General features: G+C 44.1%; 21 protein-coding genes and 1 pseudogene. 3 read left to right on the plus strand and 19 right to left on the minus strand.

The annotated features are described in order from the left end of the window. From C6P11_RS08325 to C6P11_RS08345, 5 genes are all read right to left on the minus strand, one after another. The coding region (locus C6P11_RS08325; RefSeq protein ID WP_245299848.1) for a sugar phosphate nucleotidyltransferase at positions 1-149 on the minus strand (149 nt) is incomplete at its 3' end. 6 nt (positions 150-155) lie between these two features. Beyond that, positions 156-1,175 carry an NAD(P)H-dependent glycerol-3-phosphate dehydrogenase gene (locus C6P11_RS08330; protein WP_135520269.1) on the minus strand — a complete coding sequence of 340 codons (1,020 nt, stop codon included), beginning with the start codon at positions 1,173-1,175 and terminating at the stop codon, positions 156-158. Between the two features lie 131 nt (positions 1,176-1,306). After that, positions 1,307-2,239 (minus strand): HPr(Ser) kinase/phosphatase, encoded by a 933-nt coding sequence (hprK, locus tag C6P11_RS08335; RefSeq protein WP_135520271.1) that lies wholly within the window; start codon positions 2,237-2,239, stop codon positions 1,307-1,309. Positions 2,240-2,243: 4 nt separating this feature from the next. Further along, positions 2,244-2,639, minus strand: a complete 396-nt coding sequence (locus tag C6P11_RS08340; RefSeq protein WP_210114232.1) for a phage holin family protein — start codon at positions 2,637-2,639, stop codon at positions 2,244-2,246. A gap of 105 nt (positions 2,640-2,744) precedes the next feature. Continuing rightward, positions 2,745-2,912 (minus strand): type II toxin-antitoxin system RelB/DinJ family antitoxin, encoded by a 168-nt coding sequence (locus C6P11_RS08345; RefSeq protein ID WP_210114233.1) that lies wholly within the window; start codon positions 2,910-2,912, stop codon positions 2,745-2,747. A gap of 563 nt (positions 2,913-3,475) precedes the next feature. On the opposite strand from C6P11_RS08345, the gene C6P11_RS08350 reads away from it, so the two are divergent. Continuing rightward, the gene (locus C6P11_RS08350) at positions 3,476-3,925 is read left to right on the plus strand and encodes a universal stress protein (protein ID WP_003608086.1); all 450 of its coding nucleotides are present in this window, start codon (positions 3,476-3,478) and stop codon (positions 3,923-3,925) included. A gap of 183 nt (positions 3,926-4,108) precedes the next feature. After that, positions 4,109-4,474, plus strand: a complete 366-nt coding sequence (locus tag C6P11_RS08355; RefSeq protein ID WP_135520275.1) for a hypothetical protein — start codon at positions 4,109-4,111, stop codon at positions 4,472-4,474. 44 nt (positions 4,475-4,518) lie between these two features. Here the strand turns inward: C6P11_RS08355 and C6P11_RS08360 are convergent, their stop codons facing one another. The 9 genes from C6P11_RS08360 to rpsL form a co-directional block, all read right to left on the minus strand. After that, positions 4,519-5,304: a peptidylprolyl isomerase gene (locus C6P11_RS08360; protein ID WP_135520277.1), complete on the minus strand. Its 786-nt coding sequence runs from the start codon at positions 5,302-5,304 to the stop codon at positions 4,519-4,521. 132 nt (positions 5,305-5,436) lie between these two features. After that, positions 5,437-6,522, minus strand: a complete 1,086-nt coding sequence (locus C6P11_RS08365; RefSeq protein ID WP_135520279.1) for an ABC transporter substrate-binding protein — start codon at positions 6,520-6,522, stop codon at positions 5,437-5,439. Then, a complete protein-coding gene (locus C6P11_RS08370; RefSeq protein WP_135520281.1) occupies positions 6,522-7,352 on the minus strand; it encodes an ABC transporter permease in 831 nt (276 codons plus the stop codon). Before C6P11_RS08370 ends, C6P11_RS08365 begins: the two co-directional genes overlap by 1 nt. Beyond that, complete coding sequence (locus tag C6P11_RS08375; RefSeq protein WP_039968165.1) at positions 7,345-8,160, minus strand: ABC transporter permease; 816 nt, start codon at positions 8,158-8,160, stop codon at positions 7,345-7,347. The genes C6P11_RS08370 and C6P11_RS08375 overlap by 8 nt, the downstream gene beginning before the upstream one ends. Next, the gene (locus tag C6P11_RS08380; RefSeq protein ID WP_135520283.1) at positions 8,150-9,268 is read right to left on the minus strand and encodes an ABC transporter ATP-binding protein; all 1,119 of its coding nucleotides are present in this window, start codon (positions 9,266-9,268) and stop codon (positions 8,150-8,152) included. The genes C6P11_RS08375 and C6P11_RS08380 overlap by 11 nt, the downstream gene beginning before the upstream one ends. A 138-nt stretch (positions 9,269-9,406) precedes the next feature. Then, positions 9,407-10,186 carry a hypothetical protein gene (locus C6P11_RS08385; protein WP_135520285.1) on the minus strand — a complete coding sequence of 260 codons (780 nt, stop codon included), beginning with the start codon at positions 10,184-10,186 and terminating at the stop codon, positions 9,407-9,409. A gap of 236 nt (positions 10,187-10,422) precedes the next feature. After that, positions 10,423-12,546 carry an elongation factor G gene (fusA, locus tag C6P11_RS08390; RefSeq protein ID WP_135520287.1) on the minus strand — a complete coding sequence of 708 codons (2,124 nt, stop codon included), beginning with the start codon at positions 12,544-12,546 and terminating at the stop codon, positions 10,423-10,425. 119 nt (positions 12,547-12,665) lie between these two features. Continuing rightward, a complete protein-coding gene (gene rpsG / locus C6P11_RS08395) occupies positions 12,666-13,136 on the minus strand; it encodes a 30S ribosomal protein S7 (protein WP_003608096.1) in 471 nt (156 codons plus the stop codon). A gap of 19 nt (positions 13,137-13,155) precedes the next feature. After that, the gene (gene rpsL, locus C6P11_RS08400; protein WP_003608097.1) at positions 13,156-13,572 is read right to left on the minus strand and encodes a 30S ribosomal protein S12; all 417 of its coding nucleotides are present in this window, start codon (positions 13,570-13,572) and stop codon (positions 13,156-13,158) included. Between the two features lie 318 nt (positions 13,573-13,890). On the opposite strand from rpsL, the gene C6P11_RS08405 reads away from it, so the two are divergent. Then, on the plus strand, positions 13,891-14,295 hold the full coding sequence (locus C6P11_RS08405) for a prepilin peptidase (RefSeq protein WP_135520289.1): 405 nt from the start codon (positions 13,891-13,893) through the stop codon (positions 14,293-14,295). On the opposite strand, the gene C6P11_RS08410 is transcribed toward C6P11_RS08405, so the two are convergent. The 5 genes and pseudogenes from C6P11_RS08410 to infC form a co-directional block, all read right to left on the minus strand. Then, positions 14,257-15,429, minus strand: a complete 1,173-nt coding sequence (locus tag C6P11_RS08410) for a GNAT family N-acetyltransferase (protein WP_135520291.1) — start codon at positions 15,427-15,429, stop codon at positions 14,257-14,259. The genes C6P11_RS08405 and C6P11_RS08410 overlap by 39 nt on opposite strands. 126 nt (positions 15,430-15,555) lie before the next feature. Beyond that, positions 15,556-15,711, minus strand: a complete 156-nt coding sequence (locus C6P11_RS11425) for a HeH/LEM domain-containing protein (RefSeq protein ID WP_223824476.1) — start codon at positions 15,709-15,711, stop codon at positions 15,556-15,558. Continuing rightward, positions 15,706-16,119: pseudogene (rplT, locus tag C6P11_RS08415) on the minus strand (50S ribosomal protein L20); the annotation flags it as partial. The pseudogene rplT and the gene C6P11_RS11425, both read right to left, overlap by 6 nt. Positions 16,120-16,192: 73 nt before the next feature. Beyond that, a complete protein-coding gene (gene rpmI / locus C6P11_RS08420; RefSeq protein ID WP_003608101.1) occupies positions 16,193-16,387 on the minus strand; it encodes a 50S ribosomal protein L35 in 195 nt (64 codons plus the stop codon). A gap of 26 nt (positions 16,388-16,413) precedes the next feature. Beyond that, entirely contained in the window at positions 16,414-16,947 is a 534-nt protein-coding gene (gene infC / locus C6P11_RS08425) for a translation initiation factor IF-3 (protein ID WP_050809214.1), read from the minus strand. Between the last annotated feature and the right edge of the window lie 94 nt (positions 16,948-17,041).

Below are 17,041 nucleotides of genomic sequence, written 5' to 3' on the forward strand. Positions count from 1 at the left end.
ATACCTGATGCCAAAGCTTCTTCGATGATAAATTGAATCGTTGGCTTATCAACGATTGGCAACATTTCCTTGGCCAAGGCCTTAGTTGCTGGCAAAAAACGAGTTCCCAAACCTGCTGCTGGGATAATAGCCTTACGTACTGGCTTCATAGTGTGTTACTTCCCTTCTTGTGAAACTGGACGACCCATCAATTCGTTGATGGCCTCCTTGATATCTTGACCTTCGTACAAGACACGATAAATTGTAGATGTAATTGGCATTTCAACATGCTTCTTAAGCGCAAGTTCATGAGCGACCTTGGTTGTTGAAATTCCTTCGATGACCATCCCCATGTTTTCGACGATGTCATCAAGCTTCTTGCCTTCTCCAAGTTGTACACCAGCACGGTAATTACGTGAGTATACTGAAGTTGCCGTGACAAACAAGTCACCAACACCAGACAAGCCCATGAACGTTAGTGGGTTTGCACCAAATGCTTGCCCGAGGCGACTGATTTCAGCCAAACCACGTGTAAACAATCCTGCCTTAGCGTTTGCATCAAAGCCCAAGCTCTCAAGTGCCCCCGCACCGATTGCAATAACGTTCTTTAATGCGGCACCAAATTCAGCACCAATCAAATCTGTGTTTGTGTACACACGGAATACGCTGTTCGTAAAGGCAGCTTGCACGCGCTCAGCAGTTGCCAAATTCTCGCTTACAGCCGTTACTAGCGTTGGGTCATGCTTGATAACCCCTTCCGCGTGAGATGGTCCTGAGATAATTCCCAAGCCCAAGCGCTGTGAGTCAGCTACTTCTTCAGCAAGCATCTCTGATGCACGCTTGTAAGTACCCGGCTCCAAGCCTTTCGTTGCAGCGACCAACACAACTTGTTGGTCCAAAGCTGACAACACGTCTGACAATTGATGTGCAACCTCGCGTGTCGCCTTAGTAGGCACCACACTCAAGACGATTGTCGCATCGCGTACCGCTTCGGTCATATCGGCCGTTGCAACGACACCTTCATGTAAAGGGTTGTCGCCGAGGTACTGACTGTTTCGGTGTTGTTCATTGATTTCTGCTACTTGAGCGGGCTTATATGTCCAAAGACGAACATCATGTCCATTCTCAGCAGCAACATTTGCTAAGGCGGTTCCCCAAGATCCAGCACCTAGCACTGTAATTACTTCATTGCTCACAATGTTCCTCCTTGCGTTAGATTTGGTCTTAAGCCAAAAACTAACATACTCTATAATACCATATTCACAAATTTTGAAAACGCACAAAAGTGAAAAAGCCCATCAGTTGGGGCTTTTCCTTAATGAAATCATTAATTCTCTGAATTTTCAGCAATTAACTTGTTCAAATTATCGTTAAATGTTTCAGTTGCGTCAAATCCCATCTTCTTGGCACGGAAATTCTTAGCTGCCGTTTCAATCAAAACAGCCAAGTTTCGTCCAGTTTGAACTGGCAAAACAAAGCGTGGCAAATCAACACCTTGAATTTGGATAGTTTCCTCGCCATTACCCAAACGGTCAACCTTTTGATCATCTGTCCACTTGGCCAAGTGCAGGTTAAAGGCAATCGTTGCGTGTGAACGCACGGCACCAGCACCATACAAGTTCATCACGTCGATAATTCCCACACCACGCAACTCCATCAAGTTACGCAAAATAGCAGGTGGCTCACCGACCAAACGTTCTACATCTTGTGCATAAACATCAACACGGTCATCCGCAATCAAACGGTGACCACGTTGCACAAGTTCAAGCGCCGTTTCTGACTTACCAACCCCAGAATCACCCGTAATCAAAACACCCAATCCAAAGATGTCGACCAAGACACCGTGGACTGATTGACGTTCTGCCAAACCGCCACTTAAGAAGAAGGTCATGTTTGACAAAATACGTGATGATGTCAATTCCGTCGCCAACACTGGAATTTGTGCTTCAAGGGCTGCTTGCATAAACTCTTGTGGCAATTGACGTCCAGTTGAAACGACAAACGCTGGTGTGTTCGGTTGCATCATCTTACGTGCAACCATCAACAATTCGTCGTGATTCATGCGGTGTGCAAATGACGTTTCCGTGATTCCCATCAACTGCACACGTTCAGGTGCATAGTAATTAAAGTATCCCGTCATTTCCAAACCAGGACGAGAAATATCCGCTGTCGTGATTTCACGATTTAGATATTCTTCACCGGCAACTAAATTCAAGTGCGTGTTATCAAGCAAATCCTTGACTGTAATTTTCTTTGCCATATCGTTAATCTTCCTTATTGATGTCGCTATCTCGTCGACTGAAGTAGCTTGAAATTATCAAGTTCACCAGTGACATGATGATCGCGATAAAGACTGCCCAACCAAAACTTACAAAGCGGAAGCCATCCCCCACAATTGCTGACGCCATCCACAAAACGATGCCGTTAACAATAAGGCCAAAAATACCAAACGTTAGCACCGTAAAAGGCAATGCCAAAATTTGGAGCACTGGCTTCACCAAAGCATTTAGGACACCCAAAATAAGTGCCGCCAAAACTGCTGTGAACAAGTTACTGATATAGAGCCCTTGCTTAAATAAACCAGCGAGGGCTAACAACATAATGGTGTTAATCAGCAGTCGCTGAAAAAAAGAGAAACGTCGAAATGTGATTGTTTGCATATTCATCCCCCTAGTTTCTTCTGTTTTATTATAGCAAACCTATTGTACTCGCGGTATGAAGAAAAAATAAACGTCCCACGCTTTTTTGCTGGGACGTTCATCGTATTACGCTTTTGGCCTAAATAAATCATGAAACGGTGACTCGCCATTATTGGCAACCTGCGTCAAAAACATTTTGACCGCTTGTTGCGTTGTTAGCCATTCTTGACGAAAGACTTCATCGGCACCGTTACGGATTTCTTCTTCAACTCGAATTTGTATTAACTTTTCCATAATCGATATCCCCTTTTATCGAATATTAACAACATACTTATTATAGTACATTATATGGTTAAGTCGTAATTATATGTCTTATGTATGCAAAAAACGCCGGTCCGAAGACCGACGTTTTCCGCTTGGCAATGCTAGAATTGACGTGCTCTAGCTCACGTGATGGTTACCCATCAGTCAACGTACACCAACGAGCGAACTCGAAGTTAGTCATGTGCAGAGAAGCGAGTTCCACAACTCCCTATCTCACCCTCCAGCAATGCGGCTGTTAATGAGGGCCGTTTATCAAAGATCTAACGTGATCTTCTCGACTCATCGCATAACAAGTATTATACATGGCTATCATTTGGGAAGCAAGTTAAGAACCTGTTTTTTCACCGCTGACATAATTTAGTAACATTCAAAACAAAAACGTCATAAACTACGGTTCGACGCTCATTATTTTCTCGATTAATTGTCTAACAGAAACCGCTTACATTCTTGTATCATTAGGTATATAATAATTTATATCAAAGGGACACATACAAATGTTGTCTAAATCGATTAAAAAAGGATGGTAAATCGCCATGGCTGCAGAAAGCATTAACTACAAGAACATTTTGGCCCCAGTCGACGGATCAAAGATTTCAGAGAAGTTGGTTGAAAAGGCCGCTGCCGTTGCCGTACGTAACGAGACTTCATTGGACTTGTTGTACGTTATCGACACAAACTCATTGTCAGGTTTGGCTGGTATGTCAATTTCTGGTGACGTTGTCTACCAATTGGTTCAAGACGCCGAAGAAAAGTTGGCTAAGTACCAAGAACTTGCTCAAAACGAAGGTGCCAAGGATGTTAACATCCACGTTCGTTTCGGTTCACCTAAGACGGTTATCGCCCGCGACTTCCCTGCTGATCACGGCAACGAATTGATCATGCTTGGAAAGTCTGGCTTGAACACGTTGGAGCGTTTGTTGGTTGGTTCAGTTGCCTCATTCGTTGTTCAAAACGCTAAGACTGACGTTTTGATCATTCAATAATTCGATATTGCCACCAACCAAACTCGCAGGTTGGTGGCTTTCATTTTTAATACACAAAACCATCTAGTCGTATTCGATATATGGTGGTATTATAATGCTTATCAACGTTTTATTAAAATGTTATTAGAAAACGGTATTTTTTATCATTCTAATTTATTATTCGATAAAGTCGAGGAACTCGCTATGAAGATTATTGGTAACACGTTGGAGACGATTCACAAGTTTCGTCACGAGAACGTTAGTCAACGTTTCGTTTCAGACCCATTCCTAGCTGCGAAGGCCGCTCTAGGTGCCAACCGTAACATCAAGTTGCAGTTGTTGTACCTAGACACAAATGAGACCTTCTATCTAGTTGAGAACACATCATCAATTGCGCGCAGTTTGCAATACAATGATGGTGCCATTATTGTCAGTGAATGGTCTACTGTTGACTTCATTGCTTTGATGCAAAGTTATGACAAGCCTGGATTTGATAACTACTTCCAATTGCTTGTTAACAACACTGCGCAAGCGCATGAAGTGCAAGAGGAAGAAGAAACTGCGCACTAACAAAAAGCACACGCTCATTCGAGCGTGTGCTTTTCTTTTTTATTTTACTTGCTTGAAGCATCCTTAACCACTTCGACTGACGTTACCGTCACCGTCTCAGTTGGCTTATCACTGTCATCGGTAGAAACTGACGCAATCTTATCGACAACGTCCATACCTGAAATAACTTGACCAAAGACTGTGTATGAGCCGTCCAAAGTTGGGTTTCCACCCTTCTTGTAAGCTTCATAAATCTTTTCTGGGTAACGCTTAGCACTAATCTTGCTGGTCACATCATCTGAATTTTGGTTGATAAAGAATTGTGACCCGTTAGTATCAGCACCGGCATTCGCCATTGCAAGCGCCCCACGGATGTTGTACAAAGATGGGCTAATTTCGTTCTTGAAACCATTACCACTATCAATCTTAGAATCCTTACCATTCCAAATTGACTCACCACCAGTACCATCACCCTTAGGATCACCACCTTGGATCATGAAATCCTTAATGACACGGTGGAATGTCGTGTTGTTGTAGTAACCATCCTTGGCGTGCGTCACGAAGTTCTCAACAGCCAACGGTGCATACTTGTTGAACAACTTAATCGTGATGTCACCCATTGATGTATGCATCACAACTTCACTTTCGTTCTTAGCAACCGTATCTGACAATTGTGGCAACGTCAACTTATCCAACTTTGCCTTAGACAACGTTGATGATGAACTAGCACTTGATGAAGAGCTTGTTTGTGCATCCCCTGACTTAGCAGACATCGCTGCAAATACCATCGCACCCGCGACGACTACCACCGCAATGGCAGCAATCAACACTTCTGGTCGAAACTTTTTCATTAGTAATACTTCTCCCCTGATTTACAAATCAACTTAACCCTTTCATTATACGTGTCTTTCCTTAGAATAACTGTAAATATTTTGTGATTGCGTGCAAAAAGGCCGGCACATTGCTGCACCGGCCTTCATTGCTTAACGGTTTGTCATCTTGAATTCCAAGAAGTAATCGTTGTATTGACCAACCCAGTATGGGCCGAGGTCTTGGTAAACTTCCAAATGCGACAATGTCTTGGCATCTGGATACCATTGCTTATCGTTACGAATTGACTTTGGCAACAAAGCCTTCGCCTTCTTATTAGGCGTTGCATAACCAACATATTCAGCATTCTTCGCTGCATTTTCTGGCTTGCTCATGAAGTTAATGAATGCATACGCTGCTTTCTTATTCTTCACCGTCTTAGGCATAACGATATTATCGAACCACATGTTACCACCGTCAGATGGCACCACATAGTGCAGATGACTGTTTTCAGAAATCATTTCGGCAGCATCACCTGAGTAATCAACTGCCAAGGCAGCCTCATCTTGGGCCATGTACATCTTGATTTCGTCGGCAACAATCGCCTTAACGTTTGGCATCAATGTTTCAAGCTTTCCCTTAGCCGCAGCCAATTCTGGAATGCTCTTTGTGTTAACTGAATTACCACTTGAGGCCAACGTCATCCCCATGATGTCACGAGAAGAATCAATCAACATGATTGAATTCTTAAAACGTGGGTTCCATAGGTCGTTCCAGGTCTTAATTTCCCCTGGCTTAACGTACTTGTCGTTGTAAACAATTCCCAATGTTCCCCAGAAATAAGGCACTGAGTACTCGTTACCACGATCAAACGGCTGATCCATAAAACGGTCATCGTAGTTGTTCAAACCAGTCAACTTGCTGTGATCAAGCTTGACCAACATATTGGCCTTCTTCATCTTCTGGATCATGTAATCTGACGGAACCGCCAAATCATAGTGCGTTCCACCTTGTTGAATCTTCGTAAACATCGCTTCGTTTGAGTCAAAAGTCTCATAGTCCACTTTGTAACCAGTTTCGTTTTGGAACTTCTTAATCAACGTTGGGTCGATGTAATCTCCCCAGTTATAAATCGTTAGGGTCTTATTAGCGCCTGACTTCAAGCCAGACTCGGCCGACTTTTGCAATGCTAGATTGATACCAAATAACAAAGCGACTGCGGCCAGAATAATCCCGGTTAACCATGCTAATCTCTTCATTATTGATGTACCACCATTCCCGCTGCACCGCCACGCTTCTTCTTACTTGACTTCATACTGTAGTTTGAAATGAAGTAGTAGATTGTGACCAAAAGCAAAGACAACAAGAACATCAAGGCTGACAAGGCGTTAATTGACAAGTCAATTCCTTGACGTGCACGTGAGTAAATTTCAACTGACAACGTTGAGAATCCGTTTCCAGTCACGAAGAACGTTACCGCGAAATCATCAAGTGAGTACGTGATAGCCATGAAGAACCCAGCCAAAATACCAGGCCAAGCATAAGGCAAAACAACACGTGACAACACTTGGTAATTAGACGCGCCCAAGTCGCGAGCAGCGTCGATCAACGCTGGGTTCATTTCATTCAAACGTGGCAAGACCATCAACACAACAATCGGAATTGAGAATGCGATGTGTGACAACACAACTGACTCAAAGCCAAGGCTCATGCCAATCATCGTGAAGAAAATCAAGAAACTAGCACCAATGATAACGTCTGGTGAAACCATCAATACGTTATTCAATGATAGCAACAAGTTCTTCGTCCCACGATTCTTCGTGTTGTAAACACCCAAGGCACCAAACGTTCCAATTAGCGTTGCAATCACAGAAGAAAGCAATGCCACAATGAACGTGTTAACCAAAATTTCCATCAAGCGAGTATCAGCGAACATGTCGCCGTAGTGACGCAATGAGAAGCCTTCAAAGCCACTCATGTAATCACCCTTGTTGAATGAGTAGAAAATCAAATAGAAGATTGGTGCATACATCAAGATGAAAACAAACACCAAGTAAATGTATGACCACTTTTTTGGCTTATTATCCACGACGGCCTCCCTTCTTCTTACGATCACGCGTAAAGAACATCGTTGCAGCCATGGCAATAATCAAAATCACACCAATTGTTGAACCCATTCCCCAGTTTTGCGTTACCAAGAAGTGCTCTTCAATGGCAGTACCCAGCGTAATGACGCGGTTTCCACCAATCAAACGGGTAATCATGAATAGTGATAGCGTTGGGATGAAGACGGCTTGAATACCAGCCTTCACACCACCCATTGACATTGGAATAATGACCTTCGTCAACGTTTGCCATGGTGTTGCCCCCAAATCGCGAGCCGCATTAATCAAGCTACGATCCAATTCAACCAGTGAATTGAAAATTGGCATAATCATGAATGGAATTTCAATGTACGCCGCAACAATCATAAATGATGCATCTGTAAACATGATTTGGTGAGGGCCGATACCGATAAAGCTTAGGAAGTTATTAACTGTTCCTGTCTTAGAAAATAGCCCAATAAATGCATATGCCTTAAGCAATAGGTTGACCCATGTAGGCAAAATAACAAGCAACAGCCACAATTGTGCGTTCTTCAAACGGCTCATAATGTAGGCCATTGGGTATGAAATCAACAAGGTAATTGCCGTCACAACGAAAGCAAAGAATACCGAGTTGAACGTCATACGAAGATACGTCCCTGAACTAAAGTAGGTCGCATAATTGTCGAACGTGAAGTGTCCATAAATGTTTCCAAATGATTGGATAACCAATAGGACAACTGGCGCAATGACAAAGAGAACGAGCCACAAGTAGTATGGAACCGTGTAGCTGATTGTTCCCTTATTCTTCATTTGCAGCCCCTTCTTCCTCTTCAGCGTCCTCGTATTGCTCCAAACGGGCATCGAAGTCTTCTTCAGATTCGTTCAAACGCATAATGTGAATATCTTCTGGGTCGAAGTATAAACCACGACGTTCCCCAATAACAGCTGGGTTTGTCGCTTGAATTTGCCATTCGTTTTGGTCATCATCGTACGCCGTAATTTCGTAGTAGTCACCACGGAATGATTGGTCATCAATCGTTACGACCAGCTTACCTTCTTCTTCAGACACCAAGTCCAAATCTTCCGGACGCAAAACAACTTCAACTTGTTCGTTAGGACGCATACCACCGTCGACGTTTTCAAATTCCTTACCGGCAAATGAAACCAAGTAGTCTTCACGCATCACACCCGGCACGATGTTTGATTCACCAATAAAGTCCGCAACGAAGTGGTTGATTGGTTCATCGTAGATATCAACTGGCGTTCCATTTTGAACGATTTCTCCCTCGTTCGTAACGAAAATCCAGTCAGACATTGCCAACGCTTCTTCTTGATCGTGGGTAACGAAGATAAACGTAATGCCCAAACGCTTTTGGATTTCACGCAATTCGTATTGCATATCCTTACGCAACTTGTAGTCCAACGCTGACAATGGTTCGTCTAGCAACAAGACTTCTGGGTCGTTAGCCAACGCGCGCGCAATCGCAACACGTTGTTGTTGACCACCAGAAAGCTCTGAAATTTCACGGTCCTCGTAGCCACCCAACTTGACCATTTCAAGCATTTCAGCGACCTTCGCCTTAATTTCATTCTTTGGCTTTCCTTTAATAGACATTCCAAAGGCGACGTTCTCAAATACGTTCATATTTGGGAACAATGCGTAGTTCTGGAAAACCGTATTTACACGGCGCTTTTCAGCTGGAACATCGTTAATACGTTCCCCTTCAAACAGGATGTCACCTGATGAGGCCTCCAAGAAGCCGGCAATCAAACGCAAAATCGTTGTCTTACCTGATCCTGAAGGACCCAACAAGGTGTAAAACTTCCCTGCTTCGATTTCTAAATCGACAGACTTCAATACGACTGTGTCGTCGTATTGCTTAGCCACATGCTTAAATTCAATAATGGGTTGTGCCAATTACTGAGTACCACCTTTCTTTACATAAGCTTAATTTTACCAAAAATAAGGAACTTTGTATCACTTTTCCATTCCACTTAACCGTTCTGTAAACGCCATGAAGTAAAAAACACCAGCGAGATGCTGGTGCTTATTAGTCTAATAATCGCTGTCAGAACCCATCTGTTGGAAAGCATATTGCATAATCACCGCCGTAATAATATTGGTGAATTCCTTCTGAGTCTTAATTTCTTCAGAGGTTGGCATCTTAACGGTTTGATCATCCTTGCGGGTTGTGGTTAGTTGCGTGTTGAACGCGGCCTTTTTACCTTCAACCACCGCTTCTGATGCTACTTTGACTTGATGTCCCTTATCAGCCATAGTAATCGTCAACTTAGGCTTTTCCATGTCATCAATTGATGCCGTGATGTCTTTCCAAGTAGCCGCTTTAACTTTCATCGTCTTAGCAGTTTCCGTTTTCTTTAGCGCTCCCACAAAGCTCTTATAGTCAGCTTTATTCAGAGTCACCTGATACCCATCGTCCACCTTCTTGAATTTTTTGCCATCCAAGTCCGTGAACCACTTGGTCATCGTCTGGGCATCCTTTTTGACGTCTTCAGGATCAACCTTACTATATGATTTGTTATCCGTTTCTAGCCAAGTGTTCTTAAGTACCTTTGCCAACTCTGGAATATCAGTGGCCCCATCCATCTTCATAACATCACCCAAGAAACCGGCTGACACATAGGTATGCTTGGCATTCTTCTTCAAATCGTACGTAGCTGTCTGACCATCCGTCGTCACATCAGCTGTGAGAGCGATATTGCTGGTTTTCTTGGCATCTTGTAACACCTTACCAGAAACACGCATATCAGATTTATCTGCCGAATCTAACTTGAACTTATAAACATTGTCATCCGACTTAAACATACTCATCATATGTGATGCAAACTGCGCTTTCGCCGTGTGTTACGCCATAGCCAATTCCACCAGCCACAGCAGCAACAACGATAACACCACCTGCTACAATCTTCTTATTCATAGACTAAGCCCCCATCATTCTTATGGTCATAGTTTAACAGTACAAAACAAAAAAGGATGAAGATAACTCTTGCGAATTATCTTCATCCTTAATTTTCATCTTAATATTGTAAGCAGTCGCTTGTAATTAAAAATTACTCAGCGTCTGAACCCTTACCGTACTTTGAGATGATGTCGTCTTGCACGTTCTTAGGAACAGCTTCGTAGTGATCGAATGCCATTTGGAACGTTCCACGTCCTTGCGTAGCTGAACGCAAAGTCGTTGCATATCCGAACATTTCTGATAGAGGAACCTTAGCGTGGATCATCATTGAGTTACCACGTTGCTCTTGTCCTTCCAACAAACCACGACGGGCTGAAACGTGACCCATTGCATCTCCCAAGTTATCCTCAGGAACAACGATGTCAACCTTCATGATTGGCTCCAAGATAACGGCACCAGCGGTCTTTGCAGCTTCCTTCAAAGCCAATGATGCAGCAATCTTAAAGGCAGCTTCTGATGAGTCGACATCGTGGTATGAACCATCGTACAACTTAGCCTTCAAGTCAACCAATGGGAATCCAGCCAAAGGACCGTTGTTCAATGAGTCCTTCAAACCAGCTTCAACTGAAGGGATGTATTCACGAGGAACCACACCACCAACGATGGCATCTTCGAACTCGAATCCAGCACCTTCTTCGTTTGGTGAGAATTCAATCCAAACGTCACCGTATTGTCCCTTACCACCTGATTGGCGCTTAAAGTAACCACGGGCTTGAACAGTTTGCGTAAATGCTTCACGGTAAGCAACTTGTGGCGCACCAACAGTAGCTTCAACGTTAAATTCACGACGCAAACGGTCAACGATGATGTCCAAGTGCAACTCACCCATTCCTGAGATCAACGTGTCACCAGTTTCTGGGTTCGTCTCAGCACGGAATGATGGGTCTTCTTCAGCCAACTTTTGCAAAGCAGTTGACATCTTGTCTTGGTCAGCCTTCGTCTTTGGCTCGATAGCCAATTGGATAACTGGGTCAGGGAACTCCATTGACTCCAAGATCAATGGGTGATCCGTAGCAGTCAATGAGTCACCAGTAGTCGTATCCTTCAAACCGATCAAAGCAGCGATATCACCTGAGAACACTTCTTCGATTTCAGTACGGTTCGTAGCGTGCATTTGTAGCAAACGACCAACACGCTCACGCTTTCCCTTAGAGGTATTCAAAACGTATGAACCTGACTCCAAAGTACCAGTGTAAACACGAACGAAAGTCAAACGACCAACGAATGGGTCCGTCATAACCTTAAATGCCAAAGCCGCAAATGGCTTGTCATCGTCGGCAATCAAGTCAACTTCTTCGTCAGTATCTGGGTCCGTAGCAACATAAGGCTTAACATCCAATGGTGATGGCAAGTAGTCAACAACCGCGTCAAGCATCATTTGCACACCCTTATCCTTGTAGGCAGAACCTGCAAGAACTGGGTAGAATTGCAATGAAATCGTTGCACGACGAATAGCAGCCTTCAATTCAGCTTCTGAAATCTCTTCTCCGCCCAAGTACTTGTCCATGATTTCGTCATCAACATCAGCGATGGCTTCAACCAATTCGTTGTACTTCTCTTCTGCCAATTCAGCATAGTCAGCAGGGATTTCGCGCTTCTCCCACTTCTCACCCAATTCGTCGATTGGGTACAAAGCAACCTTTTCGATCAAGTCGATGATGGCCTCAAAGTCATCTTCGGCACCGATTGGCCATTGAACAGCCTTAGCGTTAGCGTCCAAACGTGACTTCAATGAGTCAACTGACATTTGGAAGTCAGCACCCATCTTGTCCATCTTGTTAACAAAGACGATACGAGGTACTTCGTACGTCTCGGCTTGACGCCAAACAGTTTCAGTTTGTGGCTCAACACCGGCAGCACCGTCAAGAACGGCTACGGCTCCGTCAAGAACACGCAATGAACGCTCAACTTCGATAGTGAAGTCCACGTGTCCTGGAGTGTCGATGATGTTAACACGGAATGGTTCCTTGTCGTATTGGTCGTGGAATCCACGCCAAACGGCAGTCGTGGCAGCAGATTGGATCGTGATTCCACGTTCCTTTTCTTGCTCCATGAAGTCCATTTGTGAAGCTCCGTCGTGAGTCTCACCAATCTTGTGGATCTTACCAGTGTAGTACAAAATACGCTCAGTCGTCGTCGTCTTACCGGCGTCGATGTGCGCCATGATACCAATGTTACGAGTACGTAGCAATGGGTATTCACGCTTGTTAGCCATGAGTATTTCTCCTTGAAATTCTATTACATCCAACACAATGTTAATGCGTTAGTACTATTATACCGTATATTCGCAAAAAATGGCTATAGTCTTCACAGACTGTAGCCATCAATTGGTTATTACCAACGGTAGTGTGCGAAGGCACGGTTGGCTTCAGCCATCTTGTGCGTGTCTTCACGCTTCTTAACAGATGCACCAGTGTTGTTGGCAGCATCCATGATTTCCTTAGCCAAACGCTCATCCATCGTGTGCTCACCGCGAGCGCGTGAGTATTGCACCAACCAGCGCAATCCCAACGTTACACGACGTTCTGGACGAACTTCGACAGGAACTTGGTAGTTAGATCCACCGATACGGCGAGCCTTAACTTCCAATACAGGCATGATGTTGTTCAAAGCTTCTTCGAACACAGCCAATGGCTCTTGACCAGTAGCTTCCTTGATACGATCAAAAGCTTCGTACAAGATAGTTGAAGCAGTTCCGCGCTTTCCATCAAGCATCAAACGGTTGATCAAACGTGAAACAAGCTTTGAGTTATAAATTGGATCAGGCAGAACTTCAGCCTGCTTAGTGTAACCCTTACGTGGCATTATTAATGTCCTCCCTTAATTACTTCTTCTTAGGACGCTTTGCGCCGTACTTTGAACGTGATTGCATACGGCCGTCAACACCGGCAGTATCCAAAGCACCACGGATGATGTGGTAACGAACTCCAGGCAAGTCCTTTACACGTCCACCACGGATCAAAACAACTGAGTGTTCTTGCAAGTTGTGGCCGATTCCAGGAATGTATGCCGTAACTTCGATCAAGTTTGAAAGACGCACACGGGCGTACTTACGCAAAGCTGAGTTAGGCTTCTTAGGAGTCATCGTTCCGACACGAGTTGCAACACCGCGCTTTTGTGGTGAAGAAACGTTAGTCGTCTTCTTTGATTGTGAGTTGTAACCGAAGTTCAAAGCTGGTGACTTTGACTTCGTGCTCTTTGACTTACGAGGCTTACGAACCAATTGGTTAATAGTAGGCATGTCTAAGAGTCCCCTTTCAATTTTCTATATAGTGTGTAGTCCACATTTCCAGGCGTGTCATTTAATAACCAGTCTAAAAACGTAGCTGAATGGTACTTCTCGTTCACGAGTTCAGCACGTCGCGTAACACGCAAACACCCTGCTCACTAAAAGCACAAGTAATAATATAACACTGCATTCTCGATTATGCAACCCTTTTTACCAATTAAAAATGCCTATATACGGGCATTCAATTTGCAAACAATTCCGGGCGTGTCATTTTTGGAAAATCCGCTGTTTTCAAGCTCTTTCTTACTATAAAACAACGGAGGTTTTTGCATGTCTGTATTTGACCTGCCCTTTATTATCGCACTTTGTTCACTAACTGTTCAAGATTTGAAGCGCTGTTTGATTGACTCTAGATTATTATTACCCGCATTTGTTTTAGGTGTTACACATCACGACTCACATCCACTAGCTGCATTCTTAGTCTATATTTGCGCCCTAATAATAAATCACCATTACCACGAAAAATTTCTTGGTAATGGTGATTTAGATGTTATTTTTGTTGGCGCACTCTACCTGCCGGCTGATCAGCTCCCACTATGGCTAACAATTAGTTGTGGGTGCCATTTGCCGATCAGCCTCTGGCAACCGAAGACTCCTTTGCCCTTCCTACCAGCATTAACGATTGGATTTCTAGCGTTAGAAGTAATCAGCCAATACGGGTTGTTGGCGCGCTAATAGGGCATCTAAAGGTTCAAAATCTTCAGGCGTACCAGTTTGTAAGTCACCCGTTAATAGCAGACTAGACAATCGTTTGTAGCCCATCAACCATTGTGTAAACGCCTGAATGCTGCCTGATAATTGTGGGGATTCAGTTTGGACAATCCGTTCTAAGTTGCCCCCACGTAACTCAAAGCGTCCACCATTCCATGGTGCGGTCTCATCTTGGACGTCGAACGCCACCGTCTCCGGCACATCTAATTGCAAAACTTTAAATAACGCTGGCAAATTCACGATGCGAGCTTGCATATATGGCTTAATAACCGCTTCATATTTCGGCTCTGTCATCATTTGAACAACTGGTACGGCCGTTATGTCTGCCGTAGGTGCTTCGTACATAAACCTATCGGACGAGCCCGCATGGCTACCAATGAAGCGGGTCAATCCTTGCAACGCTTCTGCCGTTAGATTAACCCATTCGCGAATCACAAACGTCATCTCGTGGAATTCGTACATTACATAGCCCTGGGCAACGCCTTCTGCGTCTCGATATATAGCGAACTTTGTCTGAGGCGTTTTCATGTTGAAATAGTAACGCCACCACCAATCTTCACGCGCAACCGCCCCGTGTTCGAAAGCGTCGGCCTCGCGGTACACAAGCTTCATCGGCTCAATCGCGCGGTCGAACGGCAAACGTTCAACAGTTCCCGATGTACGCTTACCTTGTGGAAAATCAGTGGCTTGCCATTCAATATCTGCATGATCAAATACTTGTGCGTAACCAAAGCGACCATAAAAGCCGTATGAAAAAGGCGCCAAGTAACTGACCACTTCGCCTGCATCATAAGCATCTTGCAATGATTGCATCATTAAGCGTGAGGCAGCCCCATTGCCACGATACTCTGGATAACTTGCGACGTTACCAATGCCATTACCGGCAACTAGTTGATGACCCATTCGCACGTTAAACGGAATCCGTGTCACTTGACTGGTTAGTTGATTATTGTCATCAAATTCACCGTAAACGGTTGTTTGCTTAAAGAATTCAGCTAAGGCATCACGTCCCCCACGTGGCTCCTTATGAAATGCATAACGATAGAGCTCATAAACGGCGTCAAAATAAGCCGCTTCAAGAATAACTGGTTGTCCCATAAAGTATTCCCCCTTATACTTAATCGCCATTATCGTATCACATTCACATGTCCAAATCTTGATTGATCCATGTAAACGAAAAAACGCACCTTGAACCCTAAAGTTCAAAGTGCGTTTTACTAAGCATTAAACCAATGCCAACAACTCAGCCTTCTTTGCAGAAGCTGGGAAGTCGATACCGTTAGCTGACAAGTAAGCCTTGATTTCAGCAACAGTGTTCTTGTCTGAAGGCTTTTCTGATGAAACAACCTTCTTAGCAGCCTTAGGAGCAGCGGCGTTAATCTTAACACCCTTTTCTGAAGTAGCTGCTGAAGATTCGCGAACAACTTGACCGTTGTCTGCCAAAGCCTTCTTAGCTGCGTCTGCCAAAGCTGAGAAAGCTTCGAAGTCAGAAACAGCCAAGTCTGCCAACATCTTACGGTTCAAAGTTGAACCCATCAATGACAAACCGTTCATGAAACGTGAGTATGACAAACCGTTCATACGTGCTGCAGCGTTAATACGTGCAATCCACAACTTACGGAAGTTGCGCTTCGTTTGCTTACGGTCACGGAATGCATAGAACCATGACTTCCAAACTTGTTGCTTAGCAACCTTGTAGTTGATGTGACGTTGACCACGGTAACCCTTGGCCAACTTGATCATCTTCTTGCGACGTGCGCGCGTAACAGTACCACCCTTAACTCGCATGGGTATTTCCTCCAGTAATTTCTATAAATTTCTAATTCAGAACCGATAAATAATTTAAAGTTAAAACTTCAAATTAACGGCTCAACATGTGAACGTAAGTCTTCAACGTCGTGTTGTTCATCATTGAAGTTCCACGTAGTTGACGGCGTTGCTTCTTAGTCTTACCGTGGAAACGGTGTGACGTAAAGGCGTTACCTGACTTCAAACCACCGTTAGCAGTCTTCTTGAAACGCTTTGCTGAAGCGCGGTGTGTCTTAAACTTAGGCATTGATATGTCCTCCAAACTTGGTTTAATTACTTAGTTTCCTTGGGTGCAAGCACCATAAACATGCTGCGCCCTTCCATCTTTGCTCTAGATTCAACTTTTGCAATCTCCTCTAGATCAGTTGCAAATCGGTCCATCACTTCACGCCCGATTTCCTTGTGCGTGATAGCACGACCGCGGAAACGGATTGAAACCTTGACCTTGTTACCCTTCTCCAAGAACTTAACAGCGTTCTTCTTCTTGGTGTTAAAGTCGTTGTCATCAATCGTTGGGCTCAAGCGAACTTCCTTGATGCTGACGATTTTTTGGTTCTTACGTTGTTCGCGTTGCTTCTTTTGACTATCGAAACGGAACTTTCCGTAATCCATAATCTTAGCAACTGGTGGCTTGGCATTAGCTTGAACCAATACCAAATCCAACTCTTGCTCGTCGGCGATTGCTTGCGCTTCCGCCTTAGGCATAATTCCTTGGTCACCGTCGTCGGTGATCAAGCGAACTTCACGAGCTCGAATGCGATCATTAATTAAATCTTGTTGTTGTTGTGGTTGGCGCGCGTTTGCTATGGTCCTTACCTCCGAAAAAACTTGAAATAAAGTAAAAGCGGATTATCGCGACACACGATAACCCGCCATTCATCATCAATCAATAATGAGTGAT

The sequence above is a fragment of the Weissella confusa genome (assembly GCF_004766315.1).
GTDB lineage: Bacteria > Bacillota > Bacilli > Lactobacillales > Lactobacillaceae > Weissella > Weissella confusa_A.

Coding starts and splice junctions, on each gene's coding strand:
- hprK (WP_135520271.1), bottom strand. CDS start 2,239: ATGGCAAAGAAAATTACAGTCAAGGATTTGCTTGATAACACGCACTTG.
- C6P11_RS08340 (WP_210114232.1), bottom strand. CDS start 2,639: ATGCAAACAATCACATTTCGACGTTTCTCTTTTTTTCAGCGACTGCTG.
- C6P11_RS08345 (WP_210114233.1), bottom strand. CDS start 2,912: ATGGAAAAGTTAATACAAATTCGAGTTGAAGAAGAAATCCGTAACGGT.
- C6P11_RS08350 (WP_003608086.1), top strand. CDS start 3,476: ATGGCTGCAGAAAGCATTAACTACAAGAACATTTTGGCCCCAGTCGAC.
- C6P11_RS08355 (WP_135520275.1), top strand. CDS start 4,109: ATGAAGATTATTGGTAACACGTTGGAGACGATTCACAAGTTTCGTCAC.
- C6P11_RS08360 (WP_135520277.1), bottom strand. CDS start 5,304: ATGAAAAAGTTTCGACCAGAAGTGTTGATTGCTGCCATTGCGGTGGTA.
- C6P11_RS08365 (WP_135520279.1), bottom strand. CDS start 6,522: ATGAAGAGATTAGCATGGTTAACCGGGATTATTCTGGCCGCAGTCGCT.
- C6P11_RS08375 (WP_039968165.1), bottom strand. CDS start 8,160: ATGAAGAATAAGGGAACAATCAGCTACACGGTTCCATACTACTTGTGG.
- C6P11_RS08385 (WP_135520285.1), bottom strand. CDS start 10,186: ATGATGAGTATGTTTAAGTCGGATGACAATGTTTATAAGTTCAAGTTA.
- fusA (WP_135520287.1), bottom strand. CDS start 12,546: ATGGCTAACAAGCGTGAATACCCATTGCTACGTACTCGTAACATTGGT.
- rpsG (WP_003608096.1), bottom strand. CDS start 13,136: ATGCCACGTAAGGGTTACACTAAGCAGGCTGAAGTTCTGCCTGATCCA.
- rpsL (WP_003608097.1), bottom strand. CDS start 13,572: ATGCCTACTATTAACCAATTGGTTCGTAAGCCTCGTAAGTCAAAGAGC.
- C6P11_RS08405 (WP_135520289.1), top strand. CDS start 13,891: ATGTCTGTATTTGACCTGCCCTTTATTATCGCACTTTGTTCACTAACT.
- C6P11_RS08410 (WP_135520291.1), bottom strand. CDS start 15,429: ATGGGACAACCAGTTATTCTTGAAGCGGCTTATTTTGACGCCGTTTAT.
- rpmI (WP_003608101.1), bottom strand. CDS start 16,387: ATGCCTAAGTTTAAGACACACCGCGCTTCAGCAAAGCGTTTCAAGAAG.